The organism is Novosphingobium naphthalenivorans NBRC 102051, assembly GCF_001590985.1.
Taxonomy (GTDB): Bacteria; Pseudomonadota; Alphaproteobacteria; order Sphingomonadales; family Sphingomonadaceae; genus Novosphingobium; species Novosphingobium naphthalenivorans.
The window spans coordinates 19,971-39,198 of the sequence record NZ_BCTX01000048.1; the positions used below are offsets into that span (position 1 = coordinate 19,971).

The 19,228-nt window shown below is 65.1% G+C and carries 19 protein-coding genes; 9 read left to right on the plus strand and 10 right to left on the minus strand.

What is annotated here, in order from left to right:
* The 4 genes from NN5_RS15740 to NN5_RS15755 all read right to left on the minus strand — a co-directional run bounded on the left by NN5_RS15740 (position 1) and on the right by NN5_RS15755 (position 4,310).
* Entirely contained in the window at positions 1–1,704 is a 1,704-nt protein-coding gene (locus NN5_RS15740; protein WP_067735260.1) for a long-chain-fatty-acid--CoA ligase, read from the minus strand.
* Positions 1,705–1,815: 111 nt separating this feature from the next.
* Positions 1,816–2,523: a DUF1013 domain-containing protein gene (locus tag NN5_RS15745; protein ID WP_067735263.1), complete on the minus strand. Its 708-nt coding sequence runs from the start codon at positions 2,521–2,523 to the stop codon at positions 1,816–1,818.
* 145 nt (positions 2,524–2,668) lie between these two features.
* Positions 2,669–3,283, minus strand: coding sequence for a glutathione S-transferase family protein (locus NN5_RS15750; protein WP_067735265.1), 615 nt, complete (start codon positions 3,281–3,283; stop codon positions 2,669–2,671).
* 25 nt (positions 3,284–3,308) lie between these two features.
* Positions 3,309–4,310, minus strand: coding sequence for an NAD(P)H-quinone oxidoreductase (locus NN5_RS15755; RefSeq protein WP_067735268.1), 1,002 nt, complete (start codon positions 4,308–4,310; stop codon positions 3,309–3,311).
* Between the two features lie 88 nt (positions 4,311–4,398).
* Here NN5_RS15755 and NN5_RS15760 point away from each other — a divergent pair, with 88 nt between their 5' ends.
* The 4 genes from NN5_RS15760 to NN5_RS15775 all read left to right on the plus strand — a co-directional run bounded on the left by NN5_RS15760 (position 4,399) and on the right by NN5_RS15775 (position 9,085).
* The gene (locus NN5_RS15760) at positions 4,399–4,617 is read left to right on the plus strand and encodes a DUF1192 domain-containing protein (RefSeq protein ID WP_067735272.1); all 219 of its coding nucleotides are present in this window, start codon (positions 4,399–4,401) and stop codon (positions 4,615–4,617) included.
* Between the two features lie 134 nt (positions 4,618–4,751).
* Positions 4,752–7,133, plus strand: a complete 2,382-nt coding sequence (gene clpA, locus NN5_RS15765) for an ATP-dependent Clp protease ATP-binding subunit ClpA (RefSeq protein ID WP_067735276.1) — start codon at positions 4,752–4,754, stop codon at positions 7,131–7,133.
* Positions 7,134–7,318: 185 nt separating this feature from the next.
* Positions 7,319–7,747 carry a group II truncated hemoglobin gene (locus NN5_RS15770; protein WP_067735279.1) on the plus strand — a complete coding sequence of 143 codons (429 nt, stop codon included), beginning with the start codon at positions 7,319–7,321 and terminating at the stop codon, positions 7,745–7,747.
* Between the two features lie 72 nt (positions 7,748–7,819).
* A complete protein-coding gene (locus NN5_RS15775; RefSeq protein WP_067735282.1) occupies positions 7,820–9,085 on the plus strand; it encodes a SulP family inorganic anion transporter in 1,266 nt (421 codons plus the stop codon).
* A 148-nt stretch (positions 9,086–9,233) separates the two neighbouring features.
* Here the strand turns inward: NN5_RS15775 and NN5_RS15780 are convergent, their stop codons facing one another.
* The 5 genes from NN5_RS15780 to NN5_RS15800 all read right to left on the minus strand — a co-directional run bounded on the left by NN5_RS15780 (position 9,234) and on the right by NN5_RS15800 (position 13,439).
* On the minus strand, positions 9,234–9,515 hold the full coding sequence (locus NN5_RS15780) for a DUF167 domain-containing protein (protein WP_067735285.1): 282 nt from the start codon (positions 9,513–9,515) through the stop codon (positions 9,234–9,236).
* Positions 9,515–10,075 (minus strand): gamma carbonic anhydrase family protein, encoded by a 561-nt coding sequence (locus tag NN5_RS15785; RefSeq protein WP_067735288.1) that lies wholly within the window; start codon positions 10,073–10,075, stop codon positions 9,515–9,517. Before NN5_RS15785 ends, NN5_RS15780 begins: the two co-directional genes overlap by 1 nt.
* Positions 10,076–10,154: 79 nt before the next feature.
* Positions 10,155–10,739 (minus strand): GNAT family N-acetyltransferase, encoded by a 585-nt coding sequence (locus tag NN5_RS15790; protein WP_067735291.1) that lies wholly within the window; start codon positions 10,737–10,739, stop codon positions 10,155–10,157.
* Positions 10,723–11,727 (minus strand): porphobilinogen synthase, encoded by a 1,005-nt coding sequence (gene hemB / locus NN5_RS15795; protein ID WP_067735294.1) that lies wholly within the window; start codon positions 11,725–11,727, stop codon positions 10,723–10,725. The genes NN5_RS15790 and hemB overlap by 17 nt, the downstream gene beginning before the upstream one ends.
* Before the next feature lie 65 nt (positions 11,728–11,792).
* On the minus strand, positions 11,793–13,439 hold the full coding sequence (locus NN5_RS15800; protein ID WP_067735298.1) for a M23 family metallopeptidase: 1,647 nt from the start codon (positions 13,437–13,439) through the stop codon (positions 11,793–11,795).
* Positions 13,440–13,647: 208 nt separating this feature from the next.
* On the opposite strand from NN5_RS15800, the gene NN5_RS15805 reads away from it, so the two are divergent.
* From NN5_RS15805 to NN5_RS15825, 5 genes are all read left to right on the plus strand, one after another.
* The gene (locus tag NN5_RS15805) at positions 13,648–16,215 is read left to right on the plus strand and encodes a helicase-related protein (RefSeq protein WP_067735301.1); all 2,568 of its coding nucleotides are present in this window, start codon (positions 13,648–13,650) and stop codon (positions 16,213–16,215) included.
* A 50-nt stretch (positions 16,216–16,265) separates the two neighbouring features.
* Positions 16,266–16,559 carry an RNA-binding S4 domain-containing protein gene (locus NN5_RS15810; protein ID WP_067735304.1) on the plus strand — a complete coding sequence of 98 codons (294 nt, stop codon included), beginning with the start codon at positions 16,266–16,268 and terminating at the stop codon, positions 16,557–16,559.
* Positions 16,560–16,577: 18 nt separating this feature from the next.
* Positions 16,578–16,916 carry a ferredoxin FdxA gene (gene fdxA / locus NN5_RS15815; RefSeq protein ID WP_067735308.1) on the plus strand — a complete coding sequence of 113 codons (339 nt, stop codon included), beginning with the start codon at positions 16,578–16,580 and terminating at the stop codon, positions 16,914–16,916.
* 355 nt (positions 16,917–17,271) lie between these two features.
* Positions 17,272–17,805, plus strand: a complete 534-nt coding sequence (locus tag NN5_RS15820) for a CarD family transcriptional regulator (RefSeq protein ID WP_067735311.1) — start codon at positions 17,272–17,274, stop codon at positions 17,803–17,805.
* Between the two features lie 112 nt (positions 17,806–17,917).
* Positions 17,918–18,238, plus strand: coding sequence for a hypothetical protein (locus NN5_RS15825; protein ID WP_067735313.1), 321 nt, complete (start codon positions 17,918–17,920; stop codon positions 18,236–18,238).
* A gap of 18 nt (positions 18,239–18,256) precedes the next feature.
* On the opposite strand, the gene NN5_RS15830 is transcribed toward NN5_RS15825, so the two are convergent.
* On the minus strand, positions 18,257–19,228 hold the full coding sequence (locus NN5_RS15830) for an L-threonylcarbamoyladenylate synthase (RefSeq protein ID WP_067735316.1): 972 nt from the start codon (positions 19,226–19,228) through the stop codon (positions 18,257–18,259).

Here is a 19,228-nt window from a genome sequence, read left to right on the forward strand (position 1 = left end):
TCAGGCGCCGCGCGTTTCGGCCCTCAGGGCCTTGCGGTCGGGCTTGCCGACCAAGGTCGTCGGCAACGAGGCGCGCAGTTCCACGCGATCGACCCGTTCGTGCTTGCCGACGCGGGCATTGAGCCAGCGGGCAATCTCGTCACCGTCAATCTCGCCGCCAATCGCCTCACCGGCTGACGGCCCGGCAACCACGTAAGCCCGCGGCACTTCGCCGTGATAGGCATCGGGCACGCCGATCACGATCGCCTGAAGCACGGCCGGATGATCGAGCAGAACCGCCTCCACCTGACTGGGATAGACCTTGAAACCGCCGACCGAGATCATGTCCTTGAGCCGGTCGACGATCCGCACATAGCCTTCCTCGTCGATCGCCGCGATGTCGCCGGTGCGCAGCCAGCGCCGCCCGTCGCACTCGACGAAGGCCTGCGCGGCGGCTTCCGGACGATTCCAGTACCCCAGCATGACCTGAGGCCCGGCAACCGCCAGCTCGCCAGGCTCCCCCGGCACGGCATCGCGGCCGGGATCCTCCTTGTCGAGCAGACGCAAGTCCGTTCCCGGCAGCGGATGGCCTACCGAACCCGGCACTTCGCGCCCGTCGAACGGGTTCGTGGCTACGACACCGGCCGCCTCGGTAAGGCCGTAGCCTTCCACCAGCTTGGCACCGCTCGCCTTTTCGAACCGCGCCTTGAGCGGGCGCGGCAGGGGCGCACCGCCCGATATGCAGGTGAACAGACTGGAAAAGTCGGTCCGGGCCATCGCCGGATGATCGAGCAAGGCCCGGTACATCGTCGGGACGCCGGGCATGGCCGTGGCCTTGACCCGTGCGATCGCCGCGAAAGTCTGCCGGGCGTCGAAACGCGGCAGCAGGGCGATCATCCCGCCGTTGCAGACCGTGCGGTTGAGCACGCTGGCATTCGCGAAGACATGGAACAGCGGCAGCACCCCCAGGATGATGTCGCGCGCATGGGCGTGGGGATCGATCATCTCGATCTGGCGGGCATTGGCGGTGAGGTTCTGGTGCGTGAGCATCGCCCCTTTGGGCGCGCCGGTGGTGCCGCCGGTATATTGCAGCAGCGCCACGTCGTTCAGCGGATCGATCGAGACCGGCTTGAGGCTGGCGTCCGAGAGGACATCCACCCATTCGAGGATATCCGCCGCCAACGGCACCGGCGCGATCTGGCGCCGGTGCAGGAAGCGCAGACCCGCCCCCTGCCAGAACGACAATTGCCCCGCCAGCCGCGCCACCACGAGCCGTTCGAGAGCGGAAGCGCGCAGCACCTGCTCGGCAATCGGCAACAGCGCCGGGACATCGAGCGTCACCAGCAGCCGCGTACCCGAATCCGCGACTTGCGCTTCGAGTTCGGCGGCCGTGCAGAGCGGCGAGAAATTGACCAGCGTGGCACCGGCCATCAGGGTGCCGAAATAGGCGGAAAGATAGACCGGCACATTGGGCAGGTAGAGCCCCACCCGGTCTCCCTTGCCGATGCCCAGCGCCTGCAGCCCGGCGGCAAAGCGCTGCGCCTCGGCGCTGATCTCGCGATAAGTGAATGTGCGTCCGAGAAAGTCCACCAGCGCCCGGCCGCCATGGCGCGAGACGCTGTCGGCGAAGAGCTGGGTCATAGCCAGCGGCGCAAAGTCCTGCTTCCAGTCGCAGGGGTGCGCGTATTGCTCGCGCCATTCCTTCGGGCCGGTCCTCTCGCTCATGAAAGGACTGTGCGCAAATGTCCCCGAGGGGGCAAGAAAGTTGTGTTCAGGTGTTAACTTGACCGACAGTCGCTGCGCTGGCCGCGCCTGCCGGTCAAGCCGGAAGCGGAATTATTCGCCGTTCTGCTCGGCCGCTTCGGCAGCACGCTTGGCTTCGAGCCAGGCGGCCGCTTCGGCTTCCTGCGCGGCTTCGCTGGCGGCCTTGGCGGCAGCCTCGCGTTCGGCGCGCAGTTCCTCGATCAGCGCCTCGCGATCGTCGACCAGACGCTCGTCGCCCGGCAGCTCGTCCTCGATACCCGCCTTCTTCGCGGCCTTGGCCACGATCGAATCCAGTTCGCGCTGCGAGCACAGGCCCAGCGTGACCGGATCCTTCGGCGTGATGTTGGCGATGTTCCAGTGCGAACGGTCGCGAATCGCGGCAATCGTGTTGCGGGTCGTGCCGATCAGCTTGCCGATCTGCGCATCCGACACTTCGGGATGGTTGCGCAGGATCCAGGCGATGCCGTCGGGCTTGTCCTGACGCTTGGAGACCGGCGTGTAGCGCGGGCCCTTGGTGCGGCTGACCGTGACCGGGACCTTGTGCATCTTCAGCTTGTAATCGGGATTCGCCTGACCCTTCTCGATCTCTTCCATGGTCAGTTCACCGGCGCGAACAGGATCGCGTCCGGTGTACTTGCTGGAAGCCAGATCGTCGGCCATGGCCTGAACCTCAAGCATGTGCAGGCCGCAGAATTCCGCGATCTGCTCGAAAGTCAGCGCAGTGCTATCGACCAGCCACGAGGCGGTCGCGTGCGGCATCAGCGGAGTGGGCTGGCTCATTCTCTATCTCCGGCGGAAACAATAAGGGCCGCCCCTTCGCGGAGCGGCCGTACGGGGCCGATGTAGGCAAACTTTGCGGATTCGGCAAGCAAAAGCCGCCCTTTTCCAAGCACGGCCGCGAATGTGCGCCCTATCCGATCCCGATTCAATCCATCGCGACATAGCCCGGCAAGGCCGAGACGCGCTTCAGCCAGCGGCACACCGCCGGATAGTCACGAAGCCGGAATCCTCCCGCTTCGCACACATGGGTATAGGCATAGAGCGCGATATCGGCGAGCGTCACACCACTGCCGACAAACCAGTCGTGCTGCGACAAGTGCTCTTCCATCACGCCCAGCGCCGCCTCGCCACCCGCGCGCTTGGCCATGATCTGGTCCTTCTGGAACGGGCTGAGATTGGCCTCGCCCACGAACTGCAGCCAGAAACGCAGCGTCGCGACATTGGGCTCGTGATTGTACTGCTCGAAGAACATCCAGCGCAGCATGTCCGCCCGGTCGAACGCATCGCCGGGAATCAGCGCGGACCCTTCCGCCAGATACCAGCACGCGGCATTGCTTTCGGGCAGGAACCTGCCACCCACCTGCAGCACGGGAATCCGGCCATTGGCATTGATGTTCTGCAGGAATTCGGGCGTGCGCGTCTCGCCCTTCATGATGTCGTACTGCACCCGCTTGATCGGCTTGCCGACCAGCGCCGCGGTCAGGCGGATCTTGTAACAGTTGCCGCTGCGCGGGTCCTCATGAAGGGTAAGTCTTTCCATCACCGCCGTGATGGCACGCGAACCGTCAGACCTCCAGCACGATCTTGCCGACGTGATCGCCCGCTTCCATGCGCGCATGAGCGGCAGCCGCCTCCGTCAGCGGGAATCGCGCGTCCATCACCGGGCGCAGCATACCGCTTTCCACGACCGGCCAGGCCGTCGCGGCAATTTCCTGCGCCAGCAGCGTCTTGAATTCGTCCGAACGCGCCCGCAGCGTCGAGCCCGTCAGCGTGTAGCGGCGCGTCATCACCACGGCCATGTTGATCTCGGCCCTGGTGCCGCCCTGCACCGCGATCGTGACATGGCGCCCGTCCATCGCCAGGCATTTCAGATTGCGCGCGACGTAATCGCCCGCGACCATGTCGAGCACGAGGTCCACGCCCCTGCCGCCGGTAATCCTGGCAACTTCCGCGACAAAATCCGTGGTCTTGTAGTCGATCGCGTGCGCAGCGCCGATTTCCAGCGCCTTCGCGCACTTTTCGGGCGAGCCGCAAGTCACGATCACCTTGAGGCCGAAATGCCTGCCGAGCATGATCGCCATGGTGCCGATGCCGCTGGTGCCGCCATGAACCAGCACAGTCTCGCCCTCGCGGGCATAGCCACGCTCGAACACATTGTGCCACACGGTGAACAGCGTCTCGGGCAGCGCCGCCGCTTCATCGAGCGGCAGCCCGGCAGGCACGGGCAGGCAGTGTCCGGCCTTGGCCAGACAGTATTCCGCATAGCCGCCACCCGACACCAGCGCGCACACGGTATCGCCCACGGCCAGTTCGTCCACGCCCTCGCCCAGCACGGCGACCATGCCGGAAATCTCCAGTCCGGGAACCGGCGAGGCCCCCGGCGGCGGCGGATAGAGACCCTTGCGCTGCACGACATCCGGCCGGTTGACCCCGGCAAAAGCCACTTTGACGAGAACTTCCCCCGGTCCCGGCTTCGGGACAGGCAGAGACACCGGCTGCAAGACTTCGGCATCGCCGGGTTCATCGAACCCAACAGCAAGCATTGTTGAAGGCAGGTTAGCTAACATATCGCTCCTGTTGCCACACAGTACTACCGGAGGGGAACTCTTTTCACACCATTGACAGCAGAGAATATCAGTCCGATGCTGCACTGCAATGGACGAGGACGATCGACCGCGGCGGCGGTCGCCCGAAGCTGACTTCGGAGCCGCCAGCCTTCTCGCCAGCGAAAGCCTGGAGCGCTATTCGCTGGATGAACTTGATGCACGCGTCCTGCTTCTTGAAAACGAAATCACCCGCGTAAAGGCACACAAGCAGAAATCGGCTGCGCACAAGCTCGCGGCGGATGCCTTGTTTAGGCCAAAAACAACGTGATTTCCGCAAGGTGCGCCTTTCTGCCCATGCAGGCACCTCGCAAGCGCCCTGAGCACGCCTATATAGTTCCTAAACCCAACGTCGCCCATAAACTCCCGCTAGGAGAGTCCTCTCTCTCAATGAAAGTGTCCTAGATGCCCAGTTTCGCCCAAAGCCTAGAAAAGACCCTGCATTCGGCCCTGTCTCACGCGTCTGAGCGGAGTCACGAATACGCGACGCTTGAGCACCTGCTGCTCGCGCTGATCGACGATCCGGACGCGGCGCAGGTCATGCAGGCATGCGGCGTGGATCTGGGCGATCTGGGCGAAGTGGTGCGCCAGTACCTCGATCAGGAATACCAGTCGCTCAAGACCGAGGAAAAGGGCGATCCCGCCCCAACCGCCGGTTTCCAGCGGGTGATCCAGCGCGCGATCCTGCATGTGCAGTCTTCCGGCAAGGACACCGTGACCGGCGCCAATGTGCTGGTGGCACTGTTCTCCGAGCGCGATTCCTATGCCGTCTATTTCCTGCAGCAGCAGGACATGAGCCGCCTCGACGCCGTCAGCTACATCAGCCACGGCATCGGCAAGGGCGGCAAGCGGATCGAGGACCGCAATCCCAAGGGCAGCGACGAAAGCGCCGCACCGCAGGAAGACAAGGCCGAAACCAAGAGCAGCCCGGGCGGCAAGAAGGATTCCGCGCTCGACCAGTTCTGCGTCAACCTCAATGAAAAGGCGCTGTCGGGCAAAGTCGACCCGCTGATCGGCCGCGGCCCCGAAGTGGACCGCACGATCCAGATCCTGTGCCGCCGTTCCAAGAACAACCCGCTCTACGTGGGCGATCCCGGCGTCGGCAAGACCGCCATCGTCGAGGGCCTCGCGCGCAAGATCGTCGAAGGCGAAGTGCCCGAAGTGCTTTCCGAAGCGGTGATCTACTCGCTCGACATGGGCTCGCTGCTGGCCGGCACCCGCTATCGCGGTGACTTCGAGGAGCGCCTCAAGCAGGTCGTCTCCGAACTGGAAAAGATGCCGCACGCGATCCTGTTCATCGACGAGATCCACACGGTGATCGGTGCCGGCGCCACCAGCGGCGGCGCAATGGATGCGTCCAACCTGCTCAAGCCGGCGCTGTCGGGCGGCACGATCCGCTGCATCGGCTCGACCACTTACAAGGAGTTCCGCAACCACTTCGAAAAGGACCGCGCGCTGCTGCGCCGGTTCCAGAAGATCGACGTGAACGAGCCGACGGTGGAAGACACGATCAAGATCCTCAGGGGTCTGCGCTCGGCCTTCGAGGAGCACCACGGCGTGCGCTACACCCCCGATGCGATCAAGACGGCGGTCGAGCTGTCGGCGCGCTACATCAATGACCGCAAGCTCCCCGACAAGGCGATCGACGTGATCGACGAAGTGGGCGCGATGCAGATGCTGGTGCCCCCCAGCCGCCGCAAGAAGACGATCACCGCGCGCGAGATCGAGCAGGTAATCGCGACCATGGCGCGCATCCCGCCCAAGTCGGTCAGCAGTGACGACAAGAAGGCGCTGGAAAACCTCGAACGCGACCTGAAGCGCGTGGTCTTCGGCCAGGACAAGGCGATCGAAGTGCTTTCGACCGCCATGAAGCTGAGCCGTGCGGGCCTGCGCGATCCGGACAAGCCGATCGGCTCGTTCCTGTTCTCCGGCCCGACCGGCGTCGGCAAGACCGAAGTCGCCAAGCAGCTCGCCAGCATCATGGGCATCCCGATGCAGCGCTTCGACATGTCCGAATATATGGAACGCCACTCAGTCAGCCGCCTGATCGGCGCGCCTCCGGGCTATGTCGGGTTCGATCAGGGGGGCCTGCTCACCGATGCCATCGACCAGCAGCCGCACTGCGTCCTGCTGCTCGACGAAATCGAGAAGGCGCACCCGGACCTGTTCAACATCCTGCTGCAGGTGATGGACAACGGCAAGCTGACCGACCACCACGGCAAGACCGTCGATTTCCGCAACGTGGTCCTCATCATGACCACCAATGCGGGCGCTTCGGACATGGCCAAGTCGGGCATCGGTTTCGGCGACGTGTCGAAGGCCGACGCGGGCGAAGAGGCGGTGAAGCAGCTCTTCACCCCCGAATTCCGCAACCGTCTCGATGCGATCGTGCCGTTCGGCTACCTCGGCAAGGAAACGATCAGCCGGGTCGTGGACAAGTTCATCCTCCAGCTCGAACTGCAGCTGGCCGACCAGAACGTCCACATCCAGTTCGACTCCGACGCCCGTGAATGGCTCGGCCACCGCGGTTACGACCGTCTCTACGGCGCCCGCCCGATGGCGCGCGTCATCCAGGAGAAGGTCAAGCAGCCGCTCGCCGAAGAACTGCTGTTCGGCAAGCTGGCGCATGGCGGCGAAGTCCACGTCTCGGTGAAGGAAGACGCGCTCAACTTCGAGCTGACCCCCTCCGCACCGAAAGTGAGCAAGGCCAAGAAGCGTAAGGTTCCCGCCAAAAAGCCGGCGGCAAAGAAGACCGGAACCCAGCCGGAAGAAAACACCGACGACTGAGACCAGTCCGGTATGCCCATGACGGGGCGGCACCTTGCCGGGTGCCGCCCCGTTTTGCTGTCCGGCCGTTTTCTGCCCGAATAAGCCTCTCGTCCGCTTCGCGGTTGATCGCGATCAAGGTTCCACGTGAAACTTTCGCGCTAGGGCAGCATCATAAGCCCCCCTGTTTCCGGAGAAACCCGACCGTGACCGTCGAAGCCGAAGCCCCCGCCCAGACCAAGCCCGAAGCTGCCAATCCCAATGCGCCGTTCTACCGGCTGGGCGGTGCGCCGGTGTTCGAGGCGATCTGCAACCGCTTCTACGACCTGATGGAACAGGACCCGGCCTATACCGAACTGCGCGCGATCCACGCGCCGGACCTGGCACCGATGCGCGAATCGCTGCCCAAGTTCCTTGCCGGATGGGCAGGCGGCCCGCGCGACTGGTTCGAGGCCAATCCCGGCCGCTGCATGATGAGCATCCACAAGCCCTTCACCATGACCAAGGCCACCGCCGGCCAGTGGGCCGAGGCGATGCAGCGCGCCATCGCCGATGTCGCGCCGGAACCGGCCGACATGGCCAAGGCCATGGGCGAAGTGCTCGGCGATATGGCCCGCGGCATGGGGCGCGGCTGAAACCTTCCTGAGCCTGCTGAAGCCAGCAGAACGGGCTTGCTGCGCTACAGGGCTATCCTGTAATTACGCGCCATGAAGCCCAAATTGCTGACCACGCTGCCGACCTATACCGGCCGGTTGTTCGCTGCGGATGTCTTCGCAGGGATTACCGTCGCCATGGTGGCAATCCCGCTCAGCATCGCGATCGCCATCGCCTCCGGCGCGGACCCGGCCAAGGGTCTGTTCACGGCAATCGTCGCGGGCTTCCTGATTTCGCTGCTGGGCGGCAGCCGGGTGCAGATCGGCGGACCAACCGGGGCCTTCATCGTCGTGGTCTATGGCGTCGTGGCCAGGCACGGCTATGACGGACTGGTGCTCGCCACCTTGATGGCCGGCGCCATCCTGGTCCTGGCCGGGCTGCTGCGCGTGGGCAATCTCATTGCCTTCGTGCCCGAAGCCGTCGTCAACGGCTTTACCATCGGCATTGCCGTGATCATCGCCAGCGGCCAGCTCAAGGACTTCTTCGGTCTCGATGCCCCGCATGTGCCCGCCGAGTTCATCGGCAAGATCGAGGCGCTGTGGGCCGCCCGGGCGACGATCAACTGGGCCGCCACTGCGGCAGGCGTATCCACGCTGGTGCTGCTGGTCGTGCTGCGCCGCCTGTTTCCCCGCATACCGGGGCCGATTTTCGTGCTCGGCGGCGTTTCCCTCGCGGTCTTCGCCCTGCACCAGCCGGTGGACACGATCTTTTCGCGCTATGGCGAACTGCCCAACCACCTGCCCGTGCCCGCGCTGCCCAACATCACGCTGGCGCGCATGACCGAACTGCTGCCCTCCGCTTTCGTGATCGCTTTCCTGGCGGCCATCGAATCGCTGCTTTCGGCCATGGTGGCCGACCGCATGGTCGAAGGCGCCCAGCACCGCCCCAATGCCGAAGTGCTGGCGCAAGGCTGGGCGAACATCGGCTCGGCCCTGTTCGGCGGTATGCCCGCAACCGGCGCGATCGCGCGGACGGCCACCAATGTCCGCGCCGGCGGCCGCACCCCCGTGGCCGGCATGATCCACGCAGCAACGATTCTCTTCATCATGATGATCGCCGCCCCGCTGGCCGGCTATCTGGCCATGCCGGCCCTGGCCGCCCTGCTCATCATTACCTCATGGAACATGAGCGAGCCGCACAAGTGGGCCAGCTACTGGGCCGCCCCGGTGGAGGACCGCCTGCTGCTGATCCTCACGCTGGTCCTGACCGTGCTGGCCGACCTCACCGTCGCCATCGGAGTGGGCGTCGGCATCGGCCTTGCCCTGCGCCTGCGCGACAGCCGTATCAAGGCCCCGGAGTGGCACACGCCGGACCGCTAATACCAAAGCTTACTGGCGACGACTCTTCTTCCCCCTTCGTCATTGCGAGCCCGGAGGAAAAGGGTGAGTCACGGTGAGCTACGCCACCATCCCTAGGGCCAATCGGGTCCCGGTTTAGATCTTGCGAGCTTGGCTCCAGCGTCTGAACCTAAACCGCCACCTTGAACTGCTTCTCGCGCGAAGTTGCGCCGCGCAACAATTCGAGCCGCGACGGCGCCAGCCCCAGCGCGGCCGCCAGCATGTCGCGCACGGCATCGTTGGCCTTGCCATCCTGCGGCTTGGCGCGGACTTTGGCGAGCAGTTTGCCCTCCGCGATTTCCAGCCCTTCCACTTTGGCACCGGGCGTGACGCGCACTGCCAGGCGCCCTTCGCCATCGATCAGTTCGCGAACCGCGTCAGCCGCGGGCAGATCAACTTTCGGCCGTGCCATCAGCCTTTCACGCCAAGCGCCTCGGCATGTGCCCTGCCATTGAGGACGTAGCCCGCGACATTGGTCCGGTTGGCCGCAATCGCGCTTTCATCCAGATCGCGCAGATACTTGGCCGGGCGGCCTATCCAGAGTTGCCCGGCGCCGATGCGCTTGCCTGTCAGCATCGCGCCGGCCGCCAGCATCCCATCGGATTCGATATGGCTGCCATCCATCACGACCGCGCCGAGACCGACGAAGGCGTGATCCTCCAGCGTGCAGCCGTGAACCATGGCCATGTGCCCGATCAGCACGTCGTCGCCGATAATCGTCGGGAAACCCTCTGGCCTGCCCGGCTTGGGACTGTCGCAATGGACGACAGTGCCGTCCTGAATATTGGTGCGCGCGCCGATCACCACGCGGTTGACGTCGCCCCGGATCACGCAATTGTACCAGATGCTGGCATCAGGCCCGATCTCGACATTGCCGATGATCCGGCAACCCGGCGCGATGAAGGCGCTGGAATGGATCTTCGGGCTCTTGCCGTTGATGGCAGCCAAAGTGATGTCGGTGCGTTCAGTCATGGTCCTCTCCGGCTCTGGTCAGGATCTCCATGGGCCAGAGACGGGCTCTCAAGCAAGCCGCTCGGTATCCAGCCGGAACTCAGGTGTCTGAACATTTGCTCAGCCAAATATCGCGCTCCATCACATAAACCAGATGACGGCATAGTGGATGACCCGCTGGGAAACGGGGATGATCGAAATCCAGGTCCGGCCTGTGCATCATGCCGAGTCTGGTCATCAGTCCCCAACTCGCAGTGTTGGCAGGAACTGTCCACGCCACGATCCTAGGGGCTTCACGATGGGCAAATCCCCACTGCAGCGAAGCTTCGGCGGCTTCGCGTGCAAAGCCCTGTCCCCATGCGTGGTGCGCAAGACGCCAGCCGATCTCCAGTTCATCGACGACCGGAGTACCGGCGTGTCCACCACGCCGCAATCCGCAGAAACCGATGAAAGTCCGGTCAGCCTTGCGCTCGACAGCCCAGAAGCAATTCCCCTGCTCAGCCTCCGTTGCGCAGATTCGGACGATCACCTCATCGCTCGCGGTACGATCAATGGGGCCATCAAGGTGTGCCATGACCTGCCGGTCTCTGTTCATGGCCGCGAAGGGAACTGCATCCTCTTCACGCCACGATCGCAGAACCAGCCGCTCGGTCTCCAACCGGAACGGTTCAGGCACGCCGGCCATGGAGCAACCGCGCGGCGTGCGCGGCGTGATACGTCAGCACGCCCGAGCAGCCCGCGCGCTTGAAGGCGAGCAGCGTTTCCAGCACCAGCGCATCGCGGTCGCCCGCACCGGCGGCTACCGCCGCCTCGATCATCGCGTATTCGCCCGAGACCTGATAGGCGAAGACCGGAACCTCGAAAGTCTCCTTCACCCGGCGCACGATATCGAGATAGGGCAGGCCGGGCTTCACCATCACGCTGTCCGCGCCCTCGGCCAGGTCCATCTCGACCTCGCGCAGCGCTTCCTCAGTATTGGCCGGGTCCATCTGGTAAGTCTTCTTGTCGCCCTTGAGCAGACCGCGCGAGCCGACCGCGTCGCGGAACGGGCCGTAGAAAGCCGAGGCATATTTCGCCGCATAGCTCATGATCTGGACATTGATATGCCCTTCGTCCTCCAGCGCGTCGCGGATCGCGCCGATGCGGCCATCCATCATGTCCGATGGGGCAATGATGTCGGCGCCCGCCGCCGCCTGATTCAGTGACTGGCCAACGAGCACTTCCACCGTCTCGTCGTTGAGCACATAGCCGGCCTCGTCGATCAGCCCGTCCTGCCCATGGCTGGTATAGGGATCGAGCGCAACATCGGTCAGCAGGCCGATGGAATCGCCCAGTCTATCCCGGATCGCGCGGATCGCGCGGCACATCAGGTTGTCCGGGTTGAGCGCTTCCTTGCCATCCTCGCTGCGCCGTTCGGGCTGGGTGTGGGGAAACAGTGCCAGGCAGGGAATGCCGAGATCGGCGGCTTCTTCCGCACGCGCCACGATCTGGTCCACCGACCAGCGCGACACGCCCGGCAGCGAGGCGATGGGTTGCTCCACACCCCGCCCTTCAGTGACGAAGAGCGGCCAGATCAGGTCTGCCGGGGTGAGAATGGTTTCGCGGTGCATCGCACGGCTCCAGGCCGTGGCGCGCGCGCGGCGCAGGCGGGTGTGGGGATAGGTTCCGGTCATGACGGGGGATTGCCGGAAAAACCGCAAGGGTTCAATTGCAAGTAATGTCCGCGGAGTTGCGCGGATCAGCCGATCTTCTTCGGCGCCAGCCGGTCGATCTCGCGCTCGGCTTCGGCATGTTCGCTTGCAGGCGGCGTGATCGGGGCCAGCGCCGCGCCCGGCTCGACCGTCAGCAGCGAGCGGAGCTGCGCCTTGAAGGCATCGCGTTCCTTGCCATCGATCTGCGGCTTGGCGATAATGCTGATCCCGGCCGGATTGATGGTTCGGCCGTTCCGGTAAGCCTCGAAATGCAGGTGTGGTCCTGTGGACAGGCCGGTCGAGCCGACATAGCCGATCACTTGCCCGGCCCGGACATGCGCGCCATTGGCCACGGCAATGCGGCTCATGTGGCCATAGCCGGTGCCAAGACCGCCCGAATGCTGGATGCGCACATAATTGCCATGGCCGCCATGGCGCCCAGCATAGGTGACGGTGCCATCCGCCACGGCATAGATCGGCGACCCGTAAGGCGCGCCGAAATCGATGCCCGCGTGCATACGCACATAGCCCAGGATCGGGTGGCGCCGCATCCCGTAAGTCGAAGTGATGCGCCCCGCCACCGGCTGGCCGATCGGCACGCTGCGCGGCTGGCCGATCGAGGAGGCGGCGAACATCTGGCCGTCCTTGCCCCAGCGCAGCAATTGCAGGCGCGGCTTTCCGTCGCGCTCGATACCCGCATAGAGCAAGTCGCCCAGTTCATGCTCGCCCTTGGCCGAGCGCTTGTAGGCCACGATCATGTCGTACTCGTCCGACGCGCTGATCCCGTCCTCAAGGTTGATGTACTTGTCCACAGCGCGCAGATACGACTGGATCGCCGCCACGGGTGCCCCGGCATTGCGGGCCGAGCGGTAGAGACTCGAACCGACCGTCCCGCGAATACGCAAGGGCGTCGCGTCGACGGCGATCGGGTGCCGCACAAGGGAAAGCCCGCCCTCTGCCCCGCGCTCGATCGACAGGTCGAGATCGAAACGGGCGCGGAAATCCAGCGAATCGAGCGCACGCGGGGCATTGGGCTCCGGACGCCTGCCCAGGGTAATGTCGAATTGCGTGCCCGAAGCGATATCGCTCACCGGCACGGCATTGCCGACCAGTTGAGAAATGCGCGAGATATCGCCGCTGCCTACCCCGGCGCGTTCGAGCATCCGGCCGAAGCTGTCGCCCTGCCCCAGCGTCGAGACCAGCTGGATGCTGGGGCGTTCGGGCACTTTGGCCAGCGGGTGAACCAGCGGGCTTGCGCCCATATGCCGGCCACTGTCAGCCCCCAGCGCCAGCGGGGCAATCGACTGGCTGCGGAATTCGTCGCGCTCGCGGCTGCCCACGGGCATCGCCGTCGCGGCCTCGACGGCGGAAAAGTTGGGCCAGAGAGCCATCGCCACCGCGCTCAGCCCGAGCAGCGTGGCCAGACCGCGCAGCCACTTGCGGCTGCCAATGTCGCTGGCGAGATCCGGCGCCAGATCGGTCCGGGCACACCAGGCCTCGAACGCGTGGAAACAGCCGGCCGGCTGTTCGGCAGCAGCGCCAGTGTCCGAGACACCGGCCTCATCGTTCGCCGGCGAAAGCGGATCGGATGCGGATTTGGCGTGTTCGGCGATCACCTGCGCATGCGACAGGGCCGCGGCACTGCCCGCACCCTTGCCGATATCCTCGCAGTTATCGTCCAGCGCCTTGAACAAAACGCCCCGCTTCCCGTCTCACTTGCGACGTTGCAACCCTTGGATCTCCGGGGCCTTTCCCCCTGAGCCGAGATCCTCGATGCAGGACCTCTAGCAGAACATCTGCGCGCTCAAGGTTAATCCCCTCCTAAGGTTGTGGATTTCCGCCCCCTTTTTCGGTGAGCCGATACTTGCGAGCGGCGGATGGCAATGCCACATTTGCCGCGTGATGGTTCACACCCCGCACGTCTCATCGCGACACGACGCGCCCGGCAGGGTCAAGGCCGTGCTCGGCCCGACCAATACCGGCAAGACGCACCTCGCCATAGAACGGCTTTGCGCGCATTCGAGCGGCATGATCGGCTTCCCCCTGCGGCTGCTGGCCCGCGAGGTCTATGACCGTGTCTGCCACATCAAGGGCGAAAACAGCGTCGCCCTGATCACCGGCGAGGAGCGCATCGAGCCCAGGCAGGCGCGCTACCTGCTGTGCACGGCCGAAGCCATGCCGGTGATGGACCGCTCGATGGCCTTCGTCGCCATCGACGAGGCCCAGCTCGCCGCCGACCGCGAACGCGGCCATGTCTTCACCGACCGCCTGCTGCACGCGCGCGGGCGCGAGGAAACGATGATCCTCGGCTCCTCCACGCTGGAACCGATGGTGAAGGCGCTCGTGCCCGAAGCAGAGATCGTCACGCGCCCGCGCTTTTCCACCCTGACTCATGCCGGAGCGAAGAAGCTCAGCCGCATCCCGCCGCGCAGCGCCATCGTCGCCTTCTCGGCCGAACAGGTCTATGCCATCGCCGAGATGCTGCGGCGTTTCCGCGGTGGCGCAGCGGTGGTGATGGGCGCGCTCAGCCCGCAGACGCGCAATGCCCAGGTCGCGCTCTACCAGTCGGGCGAGGTCGATTACCTCGTGGCCACCGATGCGATCGGCATGGGGCTCAATCTCGATGTCGAACATGTCGCCTTCGCGGGCCTCTCCAAGTTCGACGGCCAGCGCCACCGGCGCCTGACCTCTTCGGAAATGGCGCAGATCGCCGGGCGCGCGGGCCGCCACCAGAAAGACGGGACCTTCGGCACTCTCACGGGCTCGGGCGGGCACGATTCCGAATTTGAGCCGGACGAGATCTACGCGATCGAGGAGCACCGCTTCCCGCCGCTCACCAGGCTGTTCTGGCGTGAACCGGAACCGCGCTTCGACAGCCTCGCCACGCTCATCGCCGATCTCGAAACGCCGCCAGCGCGGCCCGAACTGGCCCTGGCGCCGCAGGCCATCGACCTTGCCGTGCTCAAACGCCTCGCCGAAGAGCCGCCCCTGGCTGAATCCGTGCGCGGCGCCGCACAGGTCGAACGGTTCTGGGAAGTCTGCCGCCTGCCCGATTTCCGCCAGCAGGGCGTCGAGACGCATTCGCGCTTCGTCGCGCGGCTCTGGCAGGACTTGCGCGCGGGCGAACTGGGGGCGGACTTCGTGGCGTCACAGATCGCCCAGCTTGACCGCACCGGCGGCGATATCGACACGCTGCAGGGCCGGATTGCCGCGATCCGGTCGTGGGCCTATATCGCCCAGCGGCCTGACTGGGTGCTAGCCCGGGATGAAATGGCCGCCCGTGCCCGTGCCGTCGAGGCTAGACTTTCCGATGCGCTTCACGGCAAGCTGACCGAACGATTTATCAACCGCAGGACCGCCGTACTGATGAAGAAACTGGGACCCGACTCCGGACTGCTTTCGGTCCGTCTTGAGGATGAGGAAGTTCTGGTCGAAGGCGAACACATCGGCAGCCTGCGCGGCTTTGCCTTCAAGGTCGATCCCGGTGCCCGGCTCTCGGACCGCAAGCTGCTGCTGGCCGCGGCCGAAAAGCACTTGTCCGCCCTGCTCCAGTCCCGCGCCGAGGCACTGGCGGATGCCATTCACGCCGGTTCGGCCGAAATCACGCTGGAAGACGGCGTGCTGACCTGGGACGGCGAGCGCATCGCGGCGCTGGAAGGCGGACGCTCGCTGCTGTCCCCCACACTGGTGCCCGACCGCACGCTCGATGCGATTCCCGGCCCTTCGCGCAAGGCGCTTGTCGCCGCGCTGGAAGCCTGGCTGGAAAAGGCCCTGGCCCCGCTCGAACCCCTGCAGAAGCTGGACGAGGCCAGCCGCGCCGAGGATGCCGGCCCGGATCTGCGCGCCCTGCTCATCACGCTGGTGGAGCGCGGCGGCATGACGTCACGCGAGCAATCGGGCGTCGACCGGCTCGACAAGCAGCGTCGCACCATGCTGGCCAAGCTGGGCGTGCGGGTCGGCACGCTCGACCTGTTCGTGCCGGCCATGCTGCGCCCGCGCCCGATCATGCTGTGGCGCCAGTTGTCGAAACTGGCCGGCAAGTCCGCTGCGGGCGGGCCGCCGGAAGCGGACATGCCGCCCGCCCTGCCCGCCACCGCGCACGGCCGCCTGCCCGGCTACCGGAACCTGGGCAAGCAACTGGTGCGCCTCGACATGGCGGAAAAGCTGCTGCGCGAGGCGCATGAAGCGCGCGGAGACAACGGCAGCCGCAAGGAAGGCAAGGCGCGCGATTTCAAGCTCGATCCTGCCAAGGCCGTCTCGATGGGGCTGACGACGGCAAGCTATGCCCGCTTGCTGCGTCTGGGCGGTTTCCAGCCGGTCATGCCGCGCCCGCTGGCGGAAGGCGTGCAAGGCCCCCCTGCCCCGGTACGCTGGCGCTGGCGCCCGCCGCGCAAGGAAGCCCAGCCGGAGCGCAAGGCCGCCGCCCCCCAGAACAGCGCCTTTGCGGCACTGGCGGACATGGTCCGCTGATGCGGATCGGTCTCTTATGAGGGCCGGTCGCTTATGAGGATCGGCCCCTTATGAGGATCGACAAGCTGCTGTGGTATCTGCGGCTGGCCAAGACCCGCCCGGTTGCCCAGGCAATGGCCGAAGACGGCCACATGCGGCTCAACGGACGGCGTATCGACCGTGCCCATCAGCGAATTTCCACGGGAGACGTGCTGACAGTACCCTTTGGCACAGGGGTGCGCGTAATCGAGATTGTGTCGCTTCCGGTACGGCGCGGTCCGGCCGTGGAAGCACAGGCCTGTTACAGAGTGCTTGACGGCGGCCCGGTTGATCCCATAGCAGCGGCCATTCGTAACGATGCCTGAGGGAAGGAATACGCCGCAATGACCTATGTCGTCACCGACGCCTGCATCCGGTGCAAGTTCACCGACTGCGTAGAGGTCTGCCCCGTGGACTGCTTCTACGAGGGTGAGAACATGCTCGTGATCAACCCGAACGAGTGCATCGACTGCGGCGTGTGCGAACCCGAATGCCCGGCCGAGGCGATTCTGCCCGATACCGAAAACGGTCTTGAGCAGTGGCTCGAACTCAACGCCAAGTATTCGGCCGAATGGCCCAACCTCACCTCCAAGAAGGATCCGCCGGAAGACGCCGACGAGATGAAGGACGAGGAAGGCAAGTTCGAAAAGTACTTCTCGCCCGAACCCGGCGAAGGCGACTGATCGCGCACACCACGGTGCAAAAACGGCGGATATCCGCCGTTTCCTGACAGCGGCGGGCTCGACATGAGCCGCGCCGCGAAAGCCGGATCGTCCCGTTTCGGCATGTCTTGAAGCAAGCGGAACGGAAACGTTCGCTCGCCTCTGGCAATTTTGTCACATCGATGCTATACAATATGTCAACTGCCCGAGCCTTCTGCTCGTCTGGCAGGCGTTTTCATTGCGAGGCAGGGTTCGAAAGCAAGCGGTTGGGAGAGTGATCTGACCGGGCGGCGGAGGTTTTTGCCTCCGGGTCGCACGTCCCCCGGAACACCCTTCCGCACACATTGCTCCGCCCCTGCAGGTGAAAGGACGATACATGGCAACCAAGGCCGACGCCTTCGATGTTGGAGATTATGTCGTTTACCCGAAGCACGGTGTAGGCCGTGTGATCGAGTTGCAGAAGCAGGAAATTGCCGGCATGCAACTTGAGCTTTATGTTCTGCGTTTCGAAAAAGAGCGCATGACGCTCCGTGTTCCGATGAACAAGGTTGAATCGATCGGTATGCGCAAGCTGTCTTCGGACAAGACCCTGCGCGAAGCGCTCGATACCCTCAAGGGCAAGCCCAAGGTCAAGCGCACCATGTGGTCGCGCCGCGCCCAGGAATACGAAGCCAAGATCAATTCGGGCGATCTCGTTTCGATCGCCGAAGTGACCCGTGACCTGTTCCGCGCCGACGATCAGCCGGAACAGAGCTATTCGGAACGGCAAATCTTCGAAGCGGCTTCGTCCCGCCTGGCCCGCGAACTCGCGGCCATGGAAAAAACCGACGAGCCCGCCGCACTCCAGAAGATCCTCGCGATCCTCAACGAGTACGCGCCCAAGTACTACGAGACGGCCGAAACCGCCTGACCGGGTGATTTCGCAAAGATCAGGAGGCCGCTTCCGCAAGGAGGCGGCCTTCTTGTTTGTGGCAAACGGATCGTTCATCGTACCTCAACATCACTGTGAGACTGTCCGCACCATGAAATCGTCTTCGCTGCTTCCCGCCCTCGCGCTCGGTATGGTGCCGCTGGTTTCCGGCTGCATCAGCACCGCCGCCAAAGTCGTAACGGCGCCCGTGCGCGTGACTGGCAAGGCCGTCGACATGGCGACGACCAGCCAGTCCGAAGCCGACGAGAAACGCGGGCGGCGGATGCGCGAACACGAGGAAGAACTGGGCAAGGCCCAGCGCCGCTACGAAAAGCACATGCGCCAGTGCGACGACGGAGACGAACGGGCCTGCCTCAAGGCCCGCGACGACAACGCCGATATCCAGCACATGCGCGCCAGCACGCCGTACTGACCCTTACCGGCCCGCCCTTCAGGCGGCCGCGCGTTTCAGCCGGTCGTTGATGGCTTCTCCGACACCCTCGGCAGGGACCGGCGCGACGGCGATTTTCGGCTGCGCGCAAGCCGCACCTTCATGAAGCAAGGCATAGAGCCGCGCGGCCGCTTCGATGAGATCGCCCGAAGCTGACAGCGTGACGTCACCCGCCACGGCACCGAAACCGATGTGAAATTCGTCTGCCTGCGCTGTCACCGCATTCAGCCGCACCGGCTTTCCCGGGGCATAATGGCTGATAAGCTGCCCGGGCGCCTCGATCTCCTGTGACGTCACGGCGTCGCTCGGCGTGCCCAGCACGGCACGAAGCGCGGATTCCGGGATCGGTCCGGGGCGCAGGACCTGCCAGCGCCCGTCCTCGCGCCCGCCCTCGCGCCCATCCTCGCGCAGGGCCACGATCGTGGATTCCAGCCCCGCCTCGCAAGCGCCGCCATCGACCACGGCATCGATCCGTCCGCCCAGCGAGGACAGCACATGCGCAGCATCGGTGGGGCTGACACCGCCGCTGCGGTTGGCCGACGGCGCCGCCAGCGGCAGGCCGGCGGCGGCTATGATCGCACGCATTACCGGGTGCGCCGGGCAGCGCAGGGCAATCGTCGGCAGTCCTGCCGTCACGGCCGCCGCCACCGGCGCACCGGGACGCAGCGGCAGGACCAGAGTCAGCGCGCCCGGCCAGAACGCTTCGGCCAGCCGGAGCGCCCGGTCATCGAACAGCGCCAGCTCCTGCGCGGCGGCGACATCGGCAATATGAACGATCAGCGGATTGAAGCTGGGCCGGCCCTTGGCGCCATAGATCGCCGCAACGGATTCGTCGCGGTCGGCACGGGCCGCAAGGCCATAGACGGTTTCGGTCGGCACCGCGACAAGCCCGCCTTCGCGCAGCACACGCGCGGCCTCGGCAATTCCTGCCGCATCGGCAGTCAGAACGGCGGGTCGGCTGGCGTAATCCAT